Below are 13445 nucleotides of genomic sequence, written 5' to 3'. Positions count from 1 at the left end.
CTCAAGCGCAGCGGGGGTATGAGAGGGATCTGGGCGCAGGTGTTACAAACGGAAGGTGGCCAAGGCCGGGGCGGCGATGCCAGTGTCTGCAGGGCGCGGCGCCGCAACGGCGCATGGCCGTATTGACGCGATCAAGCCTTGCGCGGCTTGCGCTCCTGGCCCACTTCGGCGATGGCGTCCTGGAACTCGGCCAGGTCCTCGAAGTTCTTGTAGACGGAAGCGAAGCGGATGTAGGCGATATTGTCCAGGCGCTTGAGCTCCTGCATCACCAGTTCGCCGATGTAGCCGGAATCGACTTCCCGCTGGCCGCTGGTCAGCAGCTTTTCCTCGATGCTCTGGATGGCCTGGTCGATGGAGGCGGCCGCCACCGGACGCTTGCGCAGCGCCAGCATCAGGCTGCCGCGCAGCTTGGCCGCCGCATACTCGGTGCGGCTGCCATTCTTCTTGACCACGATGGGCATGGCCAGCTCCACCCGCTCATAGGTGGTGAACCGTTTATCGCATTGCACGCAGCGGCGGCGGCGGCGTATGGCGCCCTCGTCCGATACGCGCGTATCGAGCACCTGGGTGTCATCATGCTGGCAAAACGGACATTTCATGGCGGCGGCAGCCTTTGCTACTTAGGGTGAAACATGGGCGCCGGAACAGCCGGCGCCCAACAGGTAGGACGATTACTTGGCGTACACAGGGAAGGTGTCAGCCAGCACCTTCACAGCGGCTTTCACGCGCTCGATGGTGGCGGCGTCATGCGGGTTGTCCAGCACGTCGGCAATCAGGTTGCCCACTTGCTCGGCTTCCGCTTCCTTGAAGCCGCGGGTGGTCATGGCCGGCGAACCCAGGCGGATGCCCGAGGTCACGAACGGCTTTTGCGGATCGTTGGGGATGCCGTTCTTGTTGCAGGTGATGTGGGCGCTGCCGAGAATGGCCTCGGCTTCCTTGCCGGTCAGGTTCTTGGGACGCAGGTCCACCAGCATCACGTGCGATTCGGTGCCGCCCGACACGATGCGCAGGCCGCGCTTGATCAGGGTCTTGGCCAGCACGTCGGCGTTTTTCACCACCTGCTGCTGGTATTGCTTGAACGCCGGCTGCAGCGCTTCCTGGAAGGCCACGGCCTTGCCGGCGATGACGTGCATCAGCGGGCCGCCCTGGATGCCGGGGAAGATGGCCGAGTTGATGGCCTTCTCATGCTCGGCCTTCATCAGGATGATGCCGCCGCGTGGGCCGCGCAGGGATTTGTGGGTGGTCGAGGTGACGAAGTCGGCGTGCGGCACCGGGTTCGGGTACAGGCCGGCGGCGATCAGGCCGGCGTAGTGGGCCATGTCGACCATGAAATAGGCGCCCACGGCCTTGGCCACGGCGGCGAAGCGCTCGAAATCGATTTTCTTTGAGAAGGCCGACGCGCCGGCGATGATCAGCTTGGGCTTGTGCTCCTTGGCCAGCGCTTCCATGGCGGCGTAGTCGATGTCTTCCTCGGCGGTCAGGCCGTAGGACACGACGTTGAACCATTTGCCGGACATGTTCAGCGGCATGCCGTGGGTCAGGTGGCCGCCTTCGGCCAGCGACATGCCCATGATGGTGTCGCCCGGTTTCAGCACGGCGAAGAACACACCCTGGTTGGCTTGCGAGCCGGAGTTGGGCTGCACGTTGGCGGCTTCGGCGCCGAACAGTTTTTTCACACGGTCGATGGCCAGCTGCTCCACCACGTCCACGTATTCGCAGCCGCCGTAGTAGCGCTTGCCCGGATAGCCTTCGGCGTACTTGTTGGTCAGCTGCGAGCCCTGGGCTTCCATGACGGCCGGCGAGGTGTAGTTCTCCGAGGCGATCAGCTCGATGTGGTCGTGCTGGCGGGTATTTTCCTGCTGGATGGCGGCAAACAGCTCCGCATCGACGCTGGCGAGGGTGTGATCTTTTGCGAACATGAAAAAACTCCAATCGAATGAGTAACTTGCTACTGGCAGTGGATCGAATGAGGGAAGCCGGGACGCAAAAAGGCAGCCTCTTCGTACGATTCCATCGATGGCTGCCCAGGCGAACGGCTGTTGAAATCTCACGTTCCCCGGTGGATGCCCACCTTTCGCCGGCCGCTCCGCACCAGATTGGGGCGCTTTGCCAGCTTTTCGCCAGTTACGTGAGACGTAATGGAAACCAAATTGTAATTTAAGTGCCAAATTAGAGCAAGGAAGTGCTTGACAAACCGGCAAGCTGGGACATGGCGATATTTCGGCTACAATTTTCACCATCTTTCCACTTACATCAGGACATTCCATGATCGTCTTCATCACCGGCGCCAGCGCCGGCTTCGGCGCCGCCATGGCGCGCGCCTTCGTCCAGGCCGGCCACAAGGTATTGCTGAGCGCCCGCCGCCTCGACCGCCTGCAAGCCCTGGCTGCCGAATTGGGCGAGGCCGCCTATCCGCTGGAGCTGGACGTGACGCAGCAGGAAAGCATTCCCGCCGCCTTGGCCGCCCTGCCGGCCGAATGGCAAGACATCGACGTGCTGGTCAACAACGCCGGCCTGGCCCTGGGCGTCACCCCGGCCCACACCTCTTCGCTGGCCGACTGGAATACCATGATCGCCACCAACTGCGCGGGCCTGGTGGCCGTGACCCACGCCGTGCTGCCCGGCATGGTGGCGCGCAACACGGGCACCATCATCAACCTGGGCTCGGTGGCCGGCGAGACGCCCTACCCCGGCGGCAATGTGTACGGCGCGACCAAGGCCTTTGTGGAACAGTTCACGCTCAACCTGCGCGCGGACCTGGTGGGCACCGGGGTGCGCGCCACCAACCTGGCGCCCGGCCTGTGCGGCGGCACCGAATTTTCCAACGTGCGCCTGCGCGACGACGACGCCGCCGCCAAGGTCTACGAGGGCACCGTGCCGCTGACGGCCGAGGATATCGCCAACACCGCCCTGTGGATCGCCACCCTGCCGCCCCACATCAATATCAACCGCCTGGAAATGATGCCGACGTGCCAGGGCTACGGTCCGCTAGTAATAAAACGCAACCCCTAAGGTCGCTCCGCATCGGCGGACCGCCGCGACAGCGGGAGCCCATGCTGAGCGTGCCAACCAAGCCAGCATGGAGTCCCGCCTGCACGGCGGTCCGCCAATGTGGCGCCGCCCTTTACACGCCAGCAACAATTCGTAAGCGGTTGTTACAATCCTTGGCAAAGGAAACAGAAACCGCTTTACTGCTGCCGAAGCAATTTTGCGCAACGTTTGGCAAAACGTCGTAAAATGTTGCTCAACCTCATTAGTAGCATAAAAATAATATCATGTCTGCAGCAGAGTTCATCTGGAATGTACGGGTCTACTACGAGGACACCGACGCCGGCGGTATCGTCTATTACGCAAACTATCTGAAATTCTTTGAGCGCGCCCGCACCGAATGGCTGCGCGCCATCGGCGTGAACCAGCACGCCCTGCTGCAGCAACACGACGCCATGTTCGTGGTCAAGAACGTCCAGGCCGACTATCATGCGCCCGCCAAACTGGATGATGAACTAAAATTAACACTTGGTATCGAGAAACTGGGCCGCGCATCGGTGATGTTTGTCCAGCAAGCGTGGTGCGGCGAACAATTGCTCAATTCCGCCAAGGTTAAAGTAGGCTGCGTCGATGGCGCGCTGCGTCCGCGCGCCATTCCGGATACTGTGGCGGCGCAGATGCGCGGCCTCCAGCTCCAACAATAAGATAGCTAATCCAATGAACGTCACCCAAGACCTTTCTTTTATCTCTCTCATCACGAACGCCCACCTGATCGTGCAGCTGATCATGGCGATGCTGTTCCTGATTTCCCTCACCAGCTGGACCTATATTTTCCGCAAGCTGTTCGCACTGCGCGCCGCGCGCCGCCAGACCATCGAATTTGAAAAAACCTTCTGGGCCGGCGGCAACCTGCACGCCCTGCACCAGAACGCCGGCAAGGATCGCGCCAACAGCGGTCCGCTGGCGCGCATCTTCGAGGCCGGCATGGGCGAATTCATCAAGGGCAAGGCGGCGCTGGCCGCCAGCCGCGACTCGCTCGACCCGGGCGCGGTGCTGGACGGCGCCCGCCGCGCCATGCGCGCCGCCTACCAGCGCGAGATGGATGCGCTGGAATCGCACCTGGCCTACCTGGCCTCGGTCGGTTCGGTGTCGCCCTACATTGGCCTGCTGGGCACCGTGTGGGGCATCATGAACGCCTTCCGCGGCCTGGCCAACGTGCAGCAAGCCACCCTGGCCGCCGTCGCGCCCGGTATTGCCGAGGCCCTGATCGCCACCGCCATCGGCCTGTTCGCGGCCATTCCGGCCGTGGTCGCCTACAACCGCTACTCGCACGATATCGACCGCCTGGCCATCCGCTTCGAGAGTTTTGTCGAAGAATTCTCCAACATCCTGCAGCGTCAATCGCGCTAAGAAGGCGGCGAGATCATGGCATCCTCTTTCTCCAGCAGCATGCGCGGCGGCCGCGGCCGCAAGCTCAAATCCGAGATCAACGTCGTGCCTTACATCGACGTGATGCTGGTGCTGCTGATTATCTTCATGGTCATGCCCTCGGCCAACAATCCGAGCGAGATCAACCTGCCCAACGCCGAGAAATCCACCAAGCCGCCCGAGGACTACATCCAGGTCGTGATCAAGCCCAACGGCGCGCTCTCGATCGGCCTGCAAGGCAAGGAACGCGAAGCGCCGGAAACGGCCCCAAACCGCGACGCGCTGCTGAGAAAGTTGCGTGTGCTGCATAATGACCATCCCGAGTATCCTGTCATCATCGCCGGCGACAAGGAAAGCAAGTACGACGACGTGATCCAGCTGATTTCGGAATCGAAGAAGATGGGCATCAGCCGCGTGGGCCTGGCCACCAAGTAAGACATGGCGCAAAGCATGAATCCCGCTCCCGCCAGCGGCCCGTACAAGGTCCCACGGCAACACGACGGCTGGCGCTCGCTCGCACTGGCCGGTTCCATGCACCTGGGGCTGCTGCTGTTCCTGTGGATAGGCATCAGCTGGCAGAACAGTAAGCCGGTGGCGGTCGAAGTCGACTTCGTGGATATGCAGGTGCAGCAAGCCGCTCCCGCGCCCAAGCCCGAACCGGCGCCCGAGCCTGAACCCGAACCGGAACCCGCGCCGGCGCAGAAAGCGCCGCCGCCACCGGTGGCGCCGCCAGTGGAAACGCCTCCAGCACCCAAGGCGCCGGACATCGCCCTGGAGCGCCAGAAGGCCAAGCTCAAGGCGGAGAAGGAAAAGCAGGAAGCCGCGCGTGAAGCCAAGCTGAAGCAGGAAGCCGAGGAAAAGCAGGCCAAGCTGGAAGCGAAGAAAGCGGCAGAGAAGAAGGCCGCCGAGCAGAAAGCCCGCGAAGAGAAGGAAGCGCGCGAGCTGGCCGAGAAGGAAAAAGAGAAAGCGGAAAAAGACAAGGCGGACAAGGAGAAGAAGCTGGCCGCCGAGAAGAAAGCCAAGGCCGAGAAAGCGGCCCAGGCCAAGCTCGACGCCGTGCGCGCCGAGGAAATGAAACGTATCACCGGCGCGGTGGGCGCCGGCACCACGGGCACGGCGGCGAAATCCACCGGGCCCAAGGGCGACCCCAGCTATGAAGCGGCGATACGCGCCAAGATCAAGGGCAACCTGGTCTACAGCACCACCGACGATACGCTGAGCGCCACCTTCATCATCACCCAGCTGCCCACCGGCGAAGTGATAGGCATCCGCAAGAAAAAAGGCAGCGGGTCGGCCGCGTATGACAGCGCGATCGAAAATGCGATTACCAAATCGTCACCGCTGCCCAAGAAGAAAGATGGTACGGTAGAGCGCGAAATTATCGCGGATTTCAATATGAAGGACTTACATTGATGAAGAAACTGAACCACTATCTGATCTACGCCGGCCTGGCCATCGCCGCCACCGCCGGCAGCGCTTACGCCCAGCTGCGGGTGGAGATTTCCGGCGTCGGCAGCAACCAGATTCCGGTCGCCATCGCCGCCTTTGCCGACGAGGGCCAGTCACAGCAGCAGATTTCGTCCGTTATCCGCGCCGACCTGGAACGCAGCGGCATGTTCAAGATCATCGATGCCGGCGTGGTGAATGACCTCAACAATATCGACTACGGCAGCTGGAAGGCCAAGGGCGCCGACGCCCTGGTGGTCGGCAGCGTGCAATCCATGGCCGACGGCCGCTACAAGGTGCAGTACAAGCTGCTCGACACGGTCAAGGCCGCCGAACTGTCCAAGCTGGGTTTCGAGCCGACCGCGCAAAGCACCCGCCTGACCGCACACAAGATCGCCGACGACGTGTACCAGAAGCTGACCGGCATCCCCGGCATCTTCTCGACCCGCATCACCTATGTCAGCCAGGAAGGCCGCAGCTACCGCCTGGACGTGGCCGACGCTGATGGCGACGGCATCCAGATGGCGCTGCGCTCGAACGAACCCATCATCTCGCCCTCGTGGTCGCCGGACGGCACCAAGGTGGCCTACGTCTCGTTCGAGCAGAAGAAGCCGGTGGTCTACGTGCAGAACCTGGTCACCCGCGCGCGCGCCGTGATCGCCAACGAAAAGGGCAACAATTCAGCTCCGGCCTGGGCGCCTGGCGGCAACAAGCTGGCCGTGGCCCTGTCCAAGGATGGCCATACCCAGATCTACACCGTGAACCCGGACGGCAGCGGCCTGCGCCGCGTGTCCAACAGCTCCGGCACGGACACCGAACCGCAATTCTCGGCCGACGGCCAGAGCATCTACTTCGTGAGCGACCGCAGCGGCGGGCCCCAGATTTACCGGATGAACGTGGACGGCAGCGAAGCCAAGCGCGTCACCTTCAACGGTAGCTACAACATCAGCCCGCGTATCTCGCCAGACGGCAAAAACCTGGCCTACATCTCGCGGCGCGATGGAAATTACCAGCTGTACGTGTTGGACCTGGTCTCTGGCCAGGAGCAGCGCCTGTCCGACAGCACCGACGACTTGTCGCCAAGCTTCGCGCCGAACGGCAAGTACATCCTGTATGCGACCCAGGCCGGCGGCCGCAAGTCGCTGGTGGTGGTGTCGGTCGATGGCCGTGTCAAGCAACGCTTGTCCATGCAGGCCGGTAACATCAAGGAGCCCGCCTGGGGTCCTTTCATGCAGTAAATCCGCTACATAAACTAGGAGAAACACAAATGCGCAAACTCAGCAGCCTGGCCTTGGCCATTACTTCTGCTGCCATCCTGGCAGCTTGCTCCAGCACCCCGGTCAAGGAACCGGCACCGGTGCCCGTGGTTGAAAAACCCGTCACCCCGCCGCCGCCAATGGCCGATAACACCCGCGCCGTGGCGCCGGTGGAAACCAAGTCCATCGACCCGCTGGACGATCCCAAGGGCGTGCTGGCCAACCGCAGTGTGTACTTCGACTTCGACAGCTACGTGGTGCGTGCCGACGGCAAGCCGGTGGTGGAAAATCACTCGGCCTACCTGGTCAAGAACAAGAACCGTTCGATCCTGATCCAAGGTAACACCGACGAACGCGGCGGCGCCGAGTACAACCTGGCCCTGGGCCAGAAACGCGCCGAAGCCGTGCGCAAGGCCATGACCACCCTGGGCGTGTCGGATTCGCAGATCGAAGCCGTTTCGCTGGGCAAGGAAAAACCGAAAGCCACCGGCTCCAACGAAGAAGCATGGGCACAAAACCGCCGTGCTGACATCGTCTACAAGTAATCGTCAACGGCATTACCGATTTGCCTGGCCACAGGCATAATACGGGGCGGTACGCGGCGTGTGGGCCGCGCACCGCCCCGTTTCCTTTTGCACTGTCCGATTAGAACTGAAAGCGTCCGACATGAAGAAATTTTCCCCGTCCGGCCTGTCCGCCCTGTTCCTGGCCATGGCGGCCGCCCTGCCCCTGCACGCCGGCGCCGGCGTGTTCGACGACGACGAAGCGCGCAAGGCCATCCTCGAGCTGCGCGCCAAGGTGAACGCGCTGGACGCCGATGTGAAGTCCAGGCTGGACACCAAGGCCGACAAATCGGCCGCGCTGGACCTGGTGTCGCAGAACGAGCTGACCCTGCAGGAAATCGCCAAGCTGCGCGGCCAGATCGAAGTGCTGGCCAATGACATCTCCAACGCCCAGAAGCGCCAGAAGGACTTCTACGTGGACCTGGACACCCGTCTGCGCAAGCTGGAGCCGCGCCAGGTGACCATCGACGGCAAGTCCGCGCAGGTCGATCCGGCCGAGCAGAAATCGTACGACGCCGCCATGCTGCTGTTCAAGGCCGGCGACTACAAAACTGCCGCCGTGGCGCTGGGCGAGTTCGTGCGCCAGTATCCGGAATCCGGCTACGCGGCCGGGGCCCAGTACAACCTGGGCAGCGCCTATTACCTGCAGCGCGACTGCAAGAGCGCCATCGCGGCCCAGCAGGTGGTGGTCAAGGCCTATCCGGACAGCCCCAAGGCGCCGGACGCCATGCTCAACATCGCCGCCTGCCAGACCGAACTCAAAGACAAGGCCGCCAAGAAGACGCTGCAGGAGCTGATCAAGACCTACCCGGACTCCAGCGCGGCAGCAACCGCCAAGGAACGCCTGGGCGCCAAGTAATGCGCGGCGGGGGTTTGACAGGAAGCATGGAAACCCCCTATAATCTCGCTTCTTTCGGGGGTCGTTAGCTCAGCTGGTAGAGCAGCGGACTTTTAATCCGTTGGTCGCAGGTTCGAATCCCGCACGGCCTACCATCCGAAAGTTCCCAGGTGTCATACCTGAGGGTCGTTAGCTCAGCTGGTAGAGCAGCGGACTTTTAATCCGTTGGTCGCAGGTTCGAATCCCGCACGGCCTACCAAGAATTATCAAGGAAGCCCACGAACCCGGTTCGTGGGCTTTTTTGTTTCAAGGCCTTGCGCCCCTTATTCTAGTAACAAGCTACCGTCACTTGGTTTGTACCGCCTGGAGTGTTCGAAGCGGTATTGATCACGCAACGATTTACCGATTGAGGTAAGCGGACAGCCTGCTCAATATCCCCTCCCCTTCCATAAGCACAAACCAGCCACTTCTCCTGCTGTGCCCCTAGTCCGTCATACGTAACTTGATCGGCATGCTTGCCAAGGCGCTTTTCATTGCCACGTAATTCAGCGCGGGCCTCCACATCTGGCGGACCAAGCACCACGGTTGCCCGCTCCAGCCGGAGCCGTGTAGCGGCTATTCCTTTCCACCCGCTCTGAACAGGAAGCACCCGGATCAATTTACCATCGATCTGCGCCGGACATTGCGGCATCTGTTCGGCAGCGACTGATTTATCAGGCGCCCAGGATATTGCTGACAAAACCAAAACGATTTGAGGAGTCTTCATGTGTCACCGGATGATGTAGAAGCTTTCTGCATTATCACAATCCAGAATGTTCAGCGCCTTGGCGCGCGCGGGAGTATAGCGCTGGATCGTCCTCGATTTGACGTTGCGCCCTCTCCACTGGTCCATCACCACGATGTATCGCGGCTTGCCGTCGGCATCCCGCGGCCCCGCAGATATAAACAGCGCCGCATGGTTGCCGTGAGCGTTCTTGTAGCGTGCACGAGGCCCTGCAAACGTGGCTATCGCGGTGCCAGGCCAAACTTTCGCAGCATCGAGTACCCGTTCCCCAGGCCGCCAAAAACTGGTCAATGGCGCCTTCGCATAGTGCTGCGCCACCCTGACACATTCGCCGTCGCCAACCGGATTCGAATTTTCCAGTGCGGCGAGATTACCAATATATCTGTACTCCATGATGGCTCCTGATAAGTTTATCGGGATAACCATTTTTACTGGAGCGGCACTTGACGCATTGACATCCCTCAGTCGAAGTGGCCGGCAAGCCTGCACCGCGCTACAACATCCTGCTCAAGGCATCCAATCCTTATACGGACTATCCGCCTCGTTACCTGCCCCATCGCTCCACAAGTCATCCGGCAGCGACCGGTCCCTGTGCATGATCCTGTCGTGGTCCGGATAGGTGATGCGGTCAACCGGGGCACGGGTGCCCACCACCAGGCAACGCGCCACGGAGCCGCGATTGTTCCAGAGGTAATGCCCCACCGGCCTGCCTTTCGGAAAAGCCACGGCGTCGCCCGGACCCAGCAGGTGCTCCTCCTCCCCTTCGATGACCGTGATCTCGCCTTCGATGACGTAGACCAGCTCGTCCTCCGCCAGATGCCAGTGCTTGATGGACGAGCGCGTTCCCGGCGCCAGCACATGGATAAACGCCCCGACATCGGACAGCCCGCCTGGCTCGCTGATCCATTCCTCCCGATTCTCCACGCCGGGCTGCGAGGTAGCGACGGTTTCGATCTGCCTCTGCGAGGCTCGAATGACTGGCATGGACTGGTCTCCCGGTAGGATGGCGGACGGAACGGTGCTGCGCTGCGCCGATCATATCAGACCACCAGCGTCTCCCGCGCCGCCTGCCGTATCGCCTGCGTGGCCGGATGGCTGATGCGGCGCTCGGTGGTGATGGCATACACCTGTTCGCGCAGCGCGGGGATAGCGCCGACCATCACCACGCCATATTGCGCGCAGATGGCGGCGGCGATGGCAGCCGGGGCGAAGAACACGCCGGCGCCGGATTGCCCAAATGCCTTGATCATGGCGCTGTCGTCAAACTCGCCGACCACATGCATGCGCGCCACGTGCTGGTGCAGCCACTGCATCAGCCGTGCGTACACGGCGAAGTCCTCGCCCGGCAACAGCAAGGGCATGTTGTCCAGGCATGCGGGAAAATCGCCACGCAGGCGCGCGGCCAGCGTGGTGGCGGCAAACACGCCCAGTTCGCTCTCGCCCAGCAGGTGGCTATAGCCCCGCACGCTCAGGTGGCTGGGCATGGGACGGTCGGCAATGATCAGGTCCAGCTTGTGCACCGCCAGGTCGGCCAGCAGCGCGGCCAGCCTGCCCTCGCGGCAGATCAGCCGGGTGGGTTCCGCCAGCGACAGCGCCGGCGCCACCAGGCGGCACGCCACCGCCTTGGAGACAGAATCGGACACCCCGATCCGGAATGTGCCCATCCGGGCGCCGGCCTGGTCCTTGACGGTTTCCAGCAGGGCATCGCCGGCGCTGAATACGTCATCCGCATGGCGCAGCACGCGGCTGCCGGTCTCCGTCAATTCCAAACGCCGTCCCACCCGCCGGAACAGTTCCACGCCCAGGGTGTCGGCAAATTCGGTGAGCTGGCCGGAAATCGATTGCGGCGTCAGGTGCAGCTGCTCGGCTGCCTTGGCTATGCTGCCGCTGCGCGCCACCAACCAGAAGTAGCGCAAGTGCTTGTAATTCAGTGCCGCCATGCCGGACTCCCATTCATCAGTTTTTTCGATGTATTGAGCAAGTATATTCGAATTGTACGAATTACTTGCCGGTCCTATCATGGGTCCAGAACCTCATCAAGCGGAGAACGCAATGAATGGCATGGAAAACATAGGCAGTCCTGGCATGTGGGCCGGCTTCGTGGCCTTCGTGCTGCTGATGCTGGCCGTCGACCTGTGGGTCTTCGGCGGCAACAAGTCGCACAAGGTGACGGCGCGCGAGGCAGGCGCCTGGTCGCTGGGCTGGTTCAGCCTGGCGCTGGCGTTCAACGGTGGCCTGTGGTGGTATTTGAACAGCACGGTCGGCCCCGAGATCGCCGAGCAGAAATCGCTGGAGTTCCTGTCCGGCTACCTGATCGAAAAAGCCCTGTCGGTCGACAACATTTTCATCTTCCTGCTGATCTTCACGGCCTTCCAGGTCAAGGCGGAATACCAGCGCCGCGTGCTGATCTACGGCGTGCTGGGCGCCATCGTGATGCGCGCCATCATGATACTGGCCGGCGCCTGGGTGGTGAGCGAGTTCAGCTGGGTGCTGTACCTGTTCGGCGCCTTCCTGCTGTACACCGGCGTGAAGATGCTCAAGGCGGTCGACGACGAGCCGGACGTGAGGAACAACCCGGTGCTGCGTTTTGCGCGGCGCCACCTGCCGGTGGCCGAAGGCGACCATGGCGAGAAGTTTTTCGTGTTCAAGGACGGCAAGCGCTACGTGACCACGCTGCTGCTGGTGCTGATTTTGATCGAGGCGACCGACCTGGTGTTCGCGGTGGATTCCATCCCGGCCATCTTCGCCATCACCTCGGACCCGTTCATCGTGTTCACCTCGAACATGTTCGCCATCCTGGGCCTGCGGGCGCTGTACTTCCTTCTGGCCGATATCGCCGGGCGCTTCCACCTGCTCAAGTATGGCCTGGCCCTGGTGCTGTGCTTCATCGGCCTGAAGATGCTGTTGCTGCCGTGGCTGCATATTCCGGTGCACGTCTCGCTGTCCGTAGTGGCCGTGCTGATTGCTGGCAGCGTCGTCGCCAGCTTGTATGTGACCCGCAAGAAGTAACTTAACTCTCAAGGAGAACTGTATGCGACATTATGAAACCGATAGCGCCAGCGCCGCTGGCCGTCTCGTGGCCCTGTGCATGGTGGTGGATGGCAACCTGGCGCCGTCCGAACTGCAGGCGCTGCAGCGTACGCGGCTGCTGGAATACATCGATATCGACATCGACACCTTCCACGACCTGGTGAGCGACCTGTGCCAGGACATGCTGAGCACCGCGGTCAAGCATGAGCACGTGGAACTGGACCAGGCGACCATCGACACCTTGCTGGGCGAAATCCAGGACCCGGAGCTGCGCCGCGAACTGCTGCGCGCCATGTGGAACATCGCCGATGCCGACGGCGTGCTGGCCGACGCCGAAGCCAAGCTGCTGGCCCGGGCCTGCGCCGTGTGGTCGGCGGAGTCGCGCTTCATCCGGGAGGAAGCCGAACAGCCTGCCCTGCGCTGAGCCGGCGGGCACCCTCAGCGGGCATGCTAAAATCGAGCCCATCGGGATAGACAAAAAAGCCAACCTTCGCGTTGGCTTTTCTGCTTCCAGCCACCGCCACCGAACAGAAACCCGCCATGACCTACGAAGAATTCCTGGATGAGATAGCCACCCTGCTCACCGAACTGTACGACCTCGACGACGAAACCGCAATCAAGCTGGTGGTCGATGCCCAAGCCAACGACCATTTCGTCACCCACGACGACAAGGAAGAACTGCGCACCGTGGCCCAGGCCAAATTGGAAGCGGCCGTGCTCTACCAGGCCAAACAGAACAAGAACCAGACCCAGCGCAAACAGCAGCAGCGCCGCACGCAGAGCAAGAAGAAGGCACCCTGAGGCCACCACGCGGTTTGGTGGCACAATGGCGAACCATGGCCATGAGCGGCCAGCCCTCCTCCTATGAACCGATCAGCTGCGACTTCCACGACCTGCTGGAAGTGCATGCGACCCGGCGCCAGCCCACACAGATCGCTTTCCGGGACAGCAGCGGCGCGCCCCAGGTGATCAACGCCATCATCACCGACGTCTACGCCCGCAATGGCGCCGACTACCTGACCACCAGCACCGGCGTAACCCTACGACTGGATCAGCTGGTGGAGGTCGAAGGCGTGAAGTTAAAACCAGATAATGAAATCGGCCATTGACCA

The 13445-nt window shown here is 62.0% G+C and carries 18 protein-coding genes, 2 tRNA genes and 1 riboswitch; of the genes, 14 read left to right on the top strand and 6 right to left on the bottom strand.

Annotated elements, in window-relative coordinates; translation table 11 throughout:
• Positions 1-131: 131 nt before the first annotated feature.
• Positions 132-599 (bottom strand): transcriptional regulator NrdR, encoded by a 468-nt coding sequence (nrdR, locus tag ACLB1G_RS20100; protein ID WP_491629014.1) that lies wholly within the window; start codon positions 597-599, stop codon positions 132-134.
• 72 nt (positions 600-671) lie between these two features.
• Positions 672-1919: a serine hydroxymethyltransferase gene (glyA, locus tag ACLB1G_RS20095; protein WP_491629013.1), complete on the bottom strand. Its 1248-nt coding sequence runs from the start codon at positions 1917-1919 to the stop codon at positions 672-674.
• Positions 1920-2015: 96 nt separating this feature from the next.
• A riboswitch (ZMP/ZTP riboswitch) is annotated at positions 2016-2138 on the bottom strand.
• 127 nt (positions 2139-2265) lie between these two features.
• Between glyA and ACLB1G_RS20090 the strand changes: the two genes are divergently transcribed.
• From ACLB1G_RS20090 to ACLB1G_RS20045, 10 genes are all read left to right on the top strand, one after another.
• Positions 2266-3012 (top strand): SDR family NAD(P)-dependent oxidoreductase, encoded by a 747-nt coding sequence (locus ACLB1G_RS20090; protein ID WP_491629012.1) that lies wholly within the window; start codon positions 2266-2268, stop codon positions 3010-3012.
• Between the two features lie 263 nt (positions 3013-3275).
• Complete coding sequence (gene ybgC, locus ACLB1G_RS20085) at positions 3276-3692, top strand: tol-pal system-associated acyl-CoA thioesterase (RefSeq protein ID WP_491629011.1); 417 nt, start codon at positions 3276-3278, stop codon at positions 3690-3692.
• 13 nt (positions 3693-3705) lie between these two features.
• On the top strand, positions 3706-4398 hold the full coding sequence (gene tolQ, locus ACLB1G_RS20080; protein WP_491629010.1) for a protein TolQ: 693 nt from the start codon (positions 3706-3708) through the stop codon (positions 4396-4398).
• Between the two features lie 15 nt (positions 4399-4413).
• Positions 4414-4851, top strand: a complete 438-nt coding sequence (locus tag ACLB1G_RS20075; RefSeq protein ID WP_491629009.1) for an ExbD/TolR family protein — start codon at positions 4414-4416, stop codon at positions 4849-4851.
• A gap of 15 nt (positions 4852-4866) precedes the next feature.
• Positions 4867-5829 carry a cell envelope integrity protein TolA gene (tolA, locus tag ACLB1G_RS20070; protein ID WP_491629008.1) on the top strand — a complete coding sequence of 321 codons (963 nt, stop codon included), beginning with the start codon at positions 4867-4869 and terminating at the stop codon, positions 5827-5829.
• Positions 5829-7100 carry a Tol-Pal system beta propeller repeat protein TolB gene (tolB, locus tag ACLB1G_RS20065; protein ID WP_491629007.1) on the top strand — a complete coding sequence of 424 codons (1272 nt, stop codon included), beginning with the start codon at positions 5829-5831 and terminating at the stop codon, positions 7098-7100. The genes tolA and tolB overlap by 1 nt, the downstream gene beginning before the upstream one ends.
• 29 nt (positions 7101-7129) lie before the next feature.
• Positions 7130-7663, top strand: a complete 534-nt coding sequence (gene pal / locus ACLB1G_RS20060; RefSeq protein ID WP_491629006.1) for a peptidoglycan-associated lipoprotein Pal — start codon at positions 7130-7132, stop codon at positions 7661-7663.
• Between the two features lie 121 nt (positions 7664-7784).
• Positions 7785-8540 carry a tol-pal system protein YbgF gene (gene ybgF / locus ACLB1G_RS20055; RefSeq protein ID WP_491629005.1) on the top strand — a complete coding sequence of 252 codons (756 nt, stop codon included), beginning with the start codon at positions 7785-7787 and terminating at the stop codon, positions 8538-8540.
• Positions 8541-8598: 58 nt separating this feature from the next.
• Positions 8599-8674 (top strand) — tRNA-Lys (locus ACLB1G_RS20050).
• Between the two features lie 28 nt (positions 8675-8702).
• Positions 8703-8778: transfer RNA gene (locus tag ACLB1G_RS20045), tRNA-Lys, on the top strand.
• A gap of 69 nt (positions 8779-8847) precedes the next feature.
• Here the strand turns inward: ACLB1G_RS20045 and ACLB1G_RS20040 are convergent.
• The 4 genes from ACLB1G_RS20040 to nhaR all read right to left on the bottom strand — a co-directional run bounded on the left by ACLB1G_RS20040 (position 8848) and on the right by nhaR (position 11243).
• The gene (locus ACLB1G_RS20040; protein ID WP_491629004.1) at positions 8848-9285 is read right to left on the bottom strand and encodes an STY0301 family protein; all 438 of its coding nucleotides are present in this window, start codon (positions 9283-9285) and stop codon (positions 8848-8850) included.
• Positions 9286-9288: 3 nt separating this feature from the next.
• Positions 9289-9696, bottom strand: a complete 408-nt coding sequence (locus tag ACLB1G_RS20035) for a BPSL0067 family protein (RefSeq protein WP_491629003.1) — start codon at positions 9694-9696, stop codon at positions 9289-9291.
• A 114-nt stretch (positions 9697-9810) separates the two neighbouring features.
• The gene (locus ACLB1G_RS20030) at positions 9811-10287 is read right to left on the bottom strand and encodes a cupin domain-containing protein (RefSeq protein WP_491629002.1); all 477 of its coding nucleotides are present in this window, start codon (positions 10285-10287) and stop codon (positions 9811-9813) included.
• A 56-nt stretch (positions 10288-10343) separates the two neighbouring features.
• Positions 10344-11243, bottom strand: a complete 900-nt coding sequence (nhaR, locus tag ACLB1G_RS20025; protein ID WP_491629001.1) for a transcriptional activator NhaR — start codon at positions 11241-11243, stop codon at positions 10344-10346.
• A gap of 112 nt (positions 11244-11355) precedes the next feature.
• Between nhaR and ACLB1G_RS20020 the strand changes: the two genes are divergently transcribed.
• The 4 genes from ACLB1G_RS20020 to ACLB1G_RS20005 all read left to right on the top strand — a co-directional run bounded on the left by ACLB1G_RS20020 (position 11356) and on the right by ACLB1G_RS20005 (position 13442).
• Positions 11356-12312, top strand: coding sequence for a TerC family protein (locus tag ACLB1G_RS20020; RefSeq protein WP_491629000.1), 957 nt, complete (start codon positions 11356-11358; stop codon positions 12310-12312).
• 22 nt (positions 12313-12334) lie between these two features.
• Positions 12335-12757, top strand: coding sequence for a tellurite resistance TerB family protein (locus ACLB1G_RS20015; RefSeq protein WP_491628999.1), 423 nt, complete (start codon positions 12335-12337; stop codon positions 12755-12757).
• A gap of 116 nt (positions 12758-12873) precedes the next feature.
• Positions 12874-13134, top strand: coding sequence for a hypothetical protein (locus ACLB1G_RS20010; RefSeq protein ID WP_491628998.1), 261 nt, complete (start codon positions 12874-12876; stop codon positions 13132-13134).
• 35 nt (positions 13135-13169) lie between these two features.
• Positions 13170-13442: a hypothetical protein gene (locus tag ACLB1G_RS20005; RefSeq protein ID WP_491628997.1), complete on the top strand. Its 273-nt coding sequence runs from the start codon at positions 13170-13172 to the stop codon at positions 13440-13442.
• Positions 13443-13445 lie beyond the last annotated feature (3 nt).

This window comes from Duganella kummerowiae (assembly GCF_053572355.1).
This window is presented reverse-complemented; position numbering and strand designations above follow the sequence as displayed.

Excerpts from the sequence above, each read along its gene's own strand:
- nrdR (WP_491629014.1), bottom strand. The coding sequence starts at position 599 with ATGAAATGTCCGTTTTGCCAGCATGATGACACCCAGGTGCTCGATACG.
- glyA (WP_491629013.1), bottom strand. The coding sequence starts at position 1,919 with ATGTTCGCAAAAGATCACACCCTCGCCAGCGTCGATGCGGAGCTGTTT.
- ACLB1G_RS20090 (WP_491629012.1), top strand. The coding sequence starts at position 2,266 with ATGATCGTCTTCATCACCGGCGCCAGCGCCGGCTTCGGCGCCGCCATG.
- ybgC (WP_491629011.1), top strand. The coding sequence starts at position 3,276 with ATGTCTGCAGCAGAGTTCATCTGGAATGTACGGGTCTACTACGAGGAC.
- tolQ (WP_491629010.1), top strand. The coding sequence starts at position 3,706 with ATGAACGTCACCCAAGACCTTTCTTTTATCTCTCTCATCACGAACGCC.
- ACLB1G_RS20075 (WP_491629009.1), top strand. The coding sequence starts at position 4,414 with ATGGCATCCTCTTTCTCCAGCAGCATGCGCGGCGGCCGCGGCCGCAAG.
- tolA (WP_491629008.1), top strand. The coding sequence starts at position 4,867 with ATGAATCCCGCTCCCGCCAGCGGCCCGTACAAGGTCCCACGGCAACAC.
- tolB (WP_491629007.1), top strand. The coding sequence starts at position 5,829 with ATGAAGAAACTGAACCACTATCTGATCTACGCCGGCCTGGCCATCGCC.
- pal (WP_491629006.1), top strand. The coding sequence starts at position 7,130 with ATGCGCAAACTCAGCAGCCTGGCCTTGGCCATTACTTCTGCTGCCATC.
- ybgF (WP_491629005.1), top strand. The coding sequence starts at position 7,785 with ATGAAGAAATTTTCCCCGTCCGGCCTGTCCGCCCTGTTCCTGGCCATG.
- ACLB1G_RS20040 (WP_491629004.1), bottom strand. The coding sequence starts at position 9,285 with ATGAAGACTCCTCAAATCGTTTTGGTTTTGTCAGCAATATCCTGGGCG.
- ACLB1G_RS20035 (WP_491629003.1), bottom strand. The coding sequence starts at position 9,696 with ATGGAGTACAGATATATTGGTAATCTCGCCGCACTGGAAAATTCGAAT.
- ACLB1G_RS20030 (WP_491629002.1), bottom strand. The coding sequence starts at position 10,287 with ATGCCAGTCATTCGAGCCTCGCAGAGGCAGATCGAAACCGTCGCTACC.
- nhaR (WP_491629001.1), bottom strand. The coding sequence starts at position 11,243 with ATGGCGGCACTGAATTACAAGCACTTGCGCTACTTCTGGTTGGTGGCG.
- ACLB1G_RS20020 (WP_491629000.1), top strand. The coding sequence starts at position 11,356 with ATGAATGGCATGGAAAACATAGGCAGTCCTGGCATGTGGGCCGGCTTC.
- ACLB1G_RS20015 (WP_491628999.1), top strand. The coding sequence starts at position 12,335 with ATGCGACATTATGAAACCGATAGCGCCAGCGCCGCTGGCCGTCTCGTG.
- ACLB1G_RS20010 (WP_491628998.1), top strand. The coding sequence starts at position 12,874 with ATGACCTACGAAGAATTCCTGGATGAGATAGCCACCCTGCTCACCGAA.
- ACLB1G_RS20005 (WP_491628997.1), top strand. The coding sequence starts at position 13,170 with ATGGCCATGAGCGGCCAGCCCTCCTCCTATGAACCGATCAGCTGCGAC.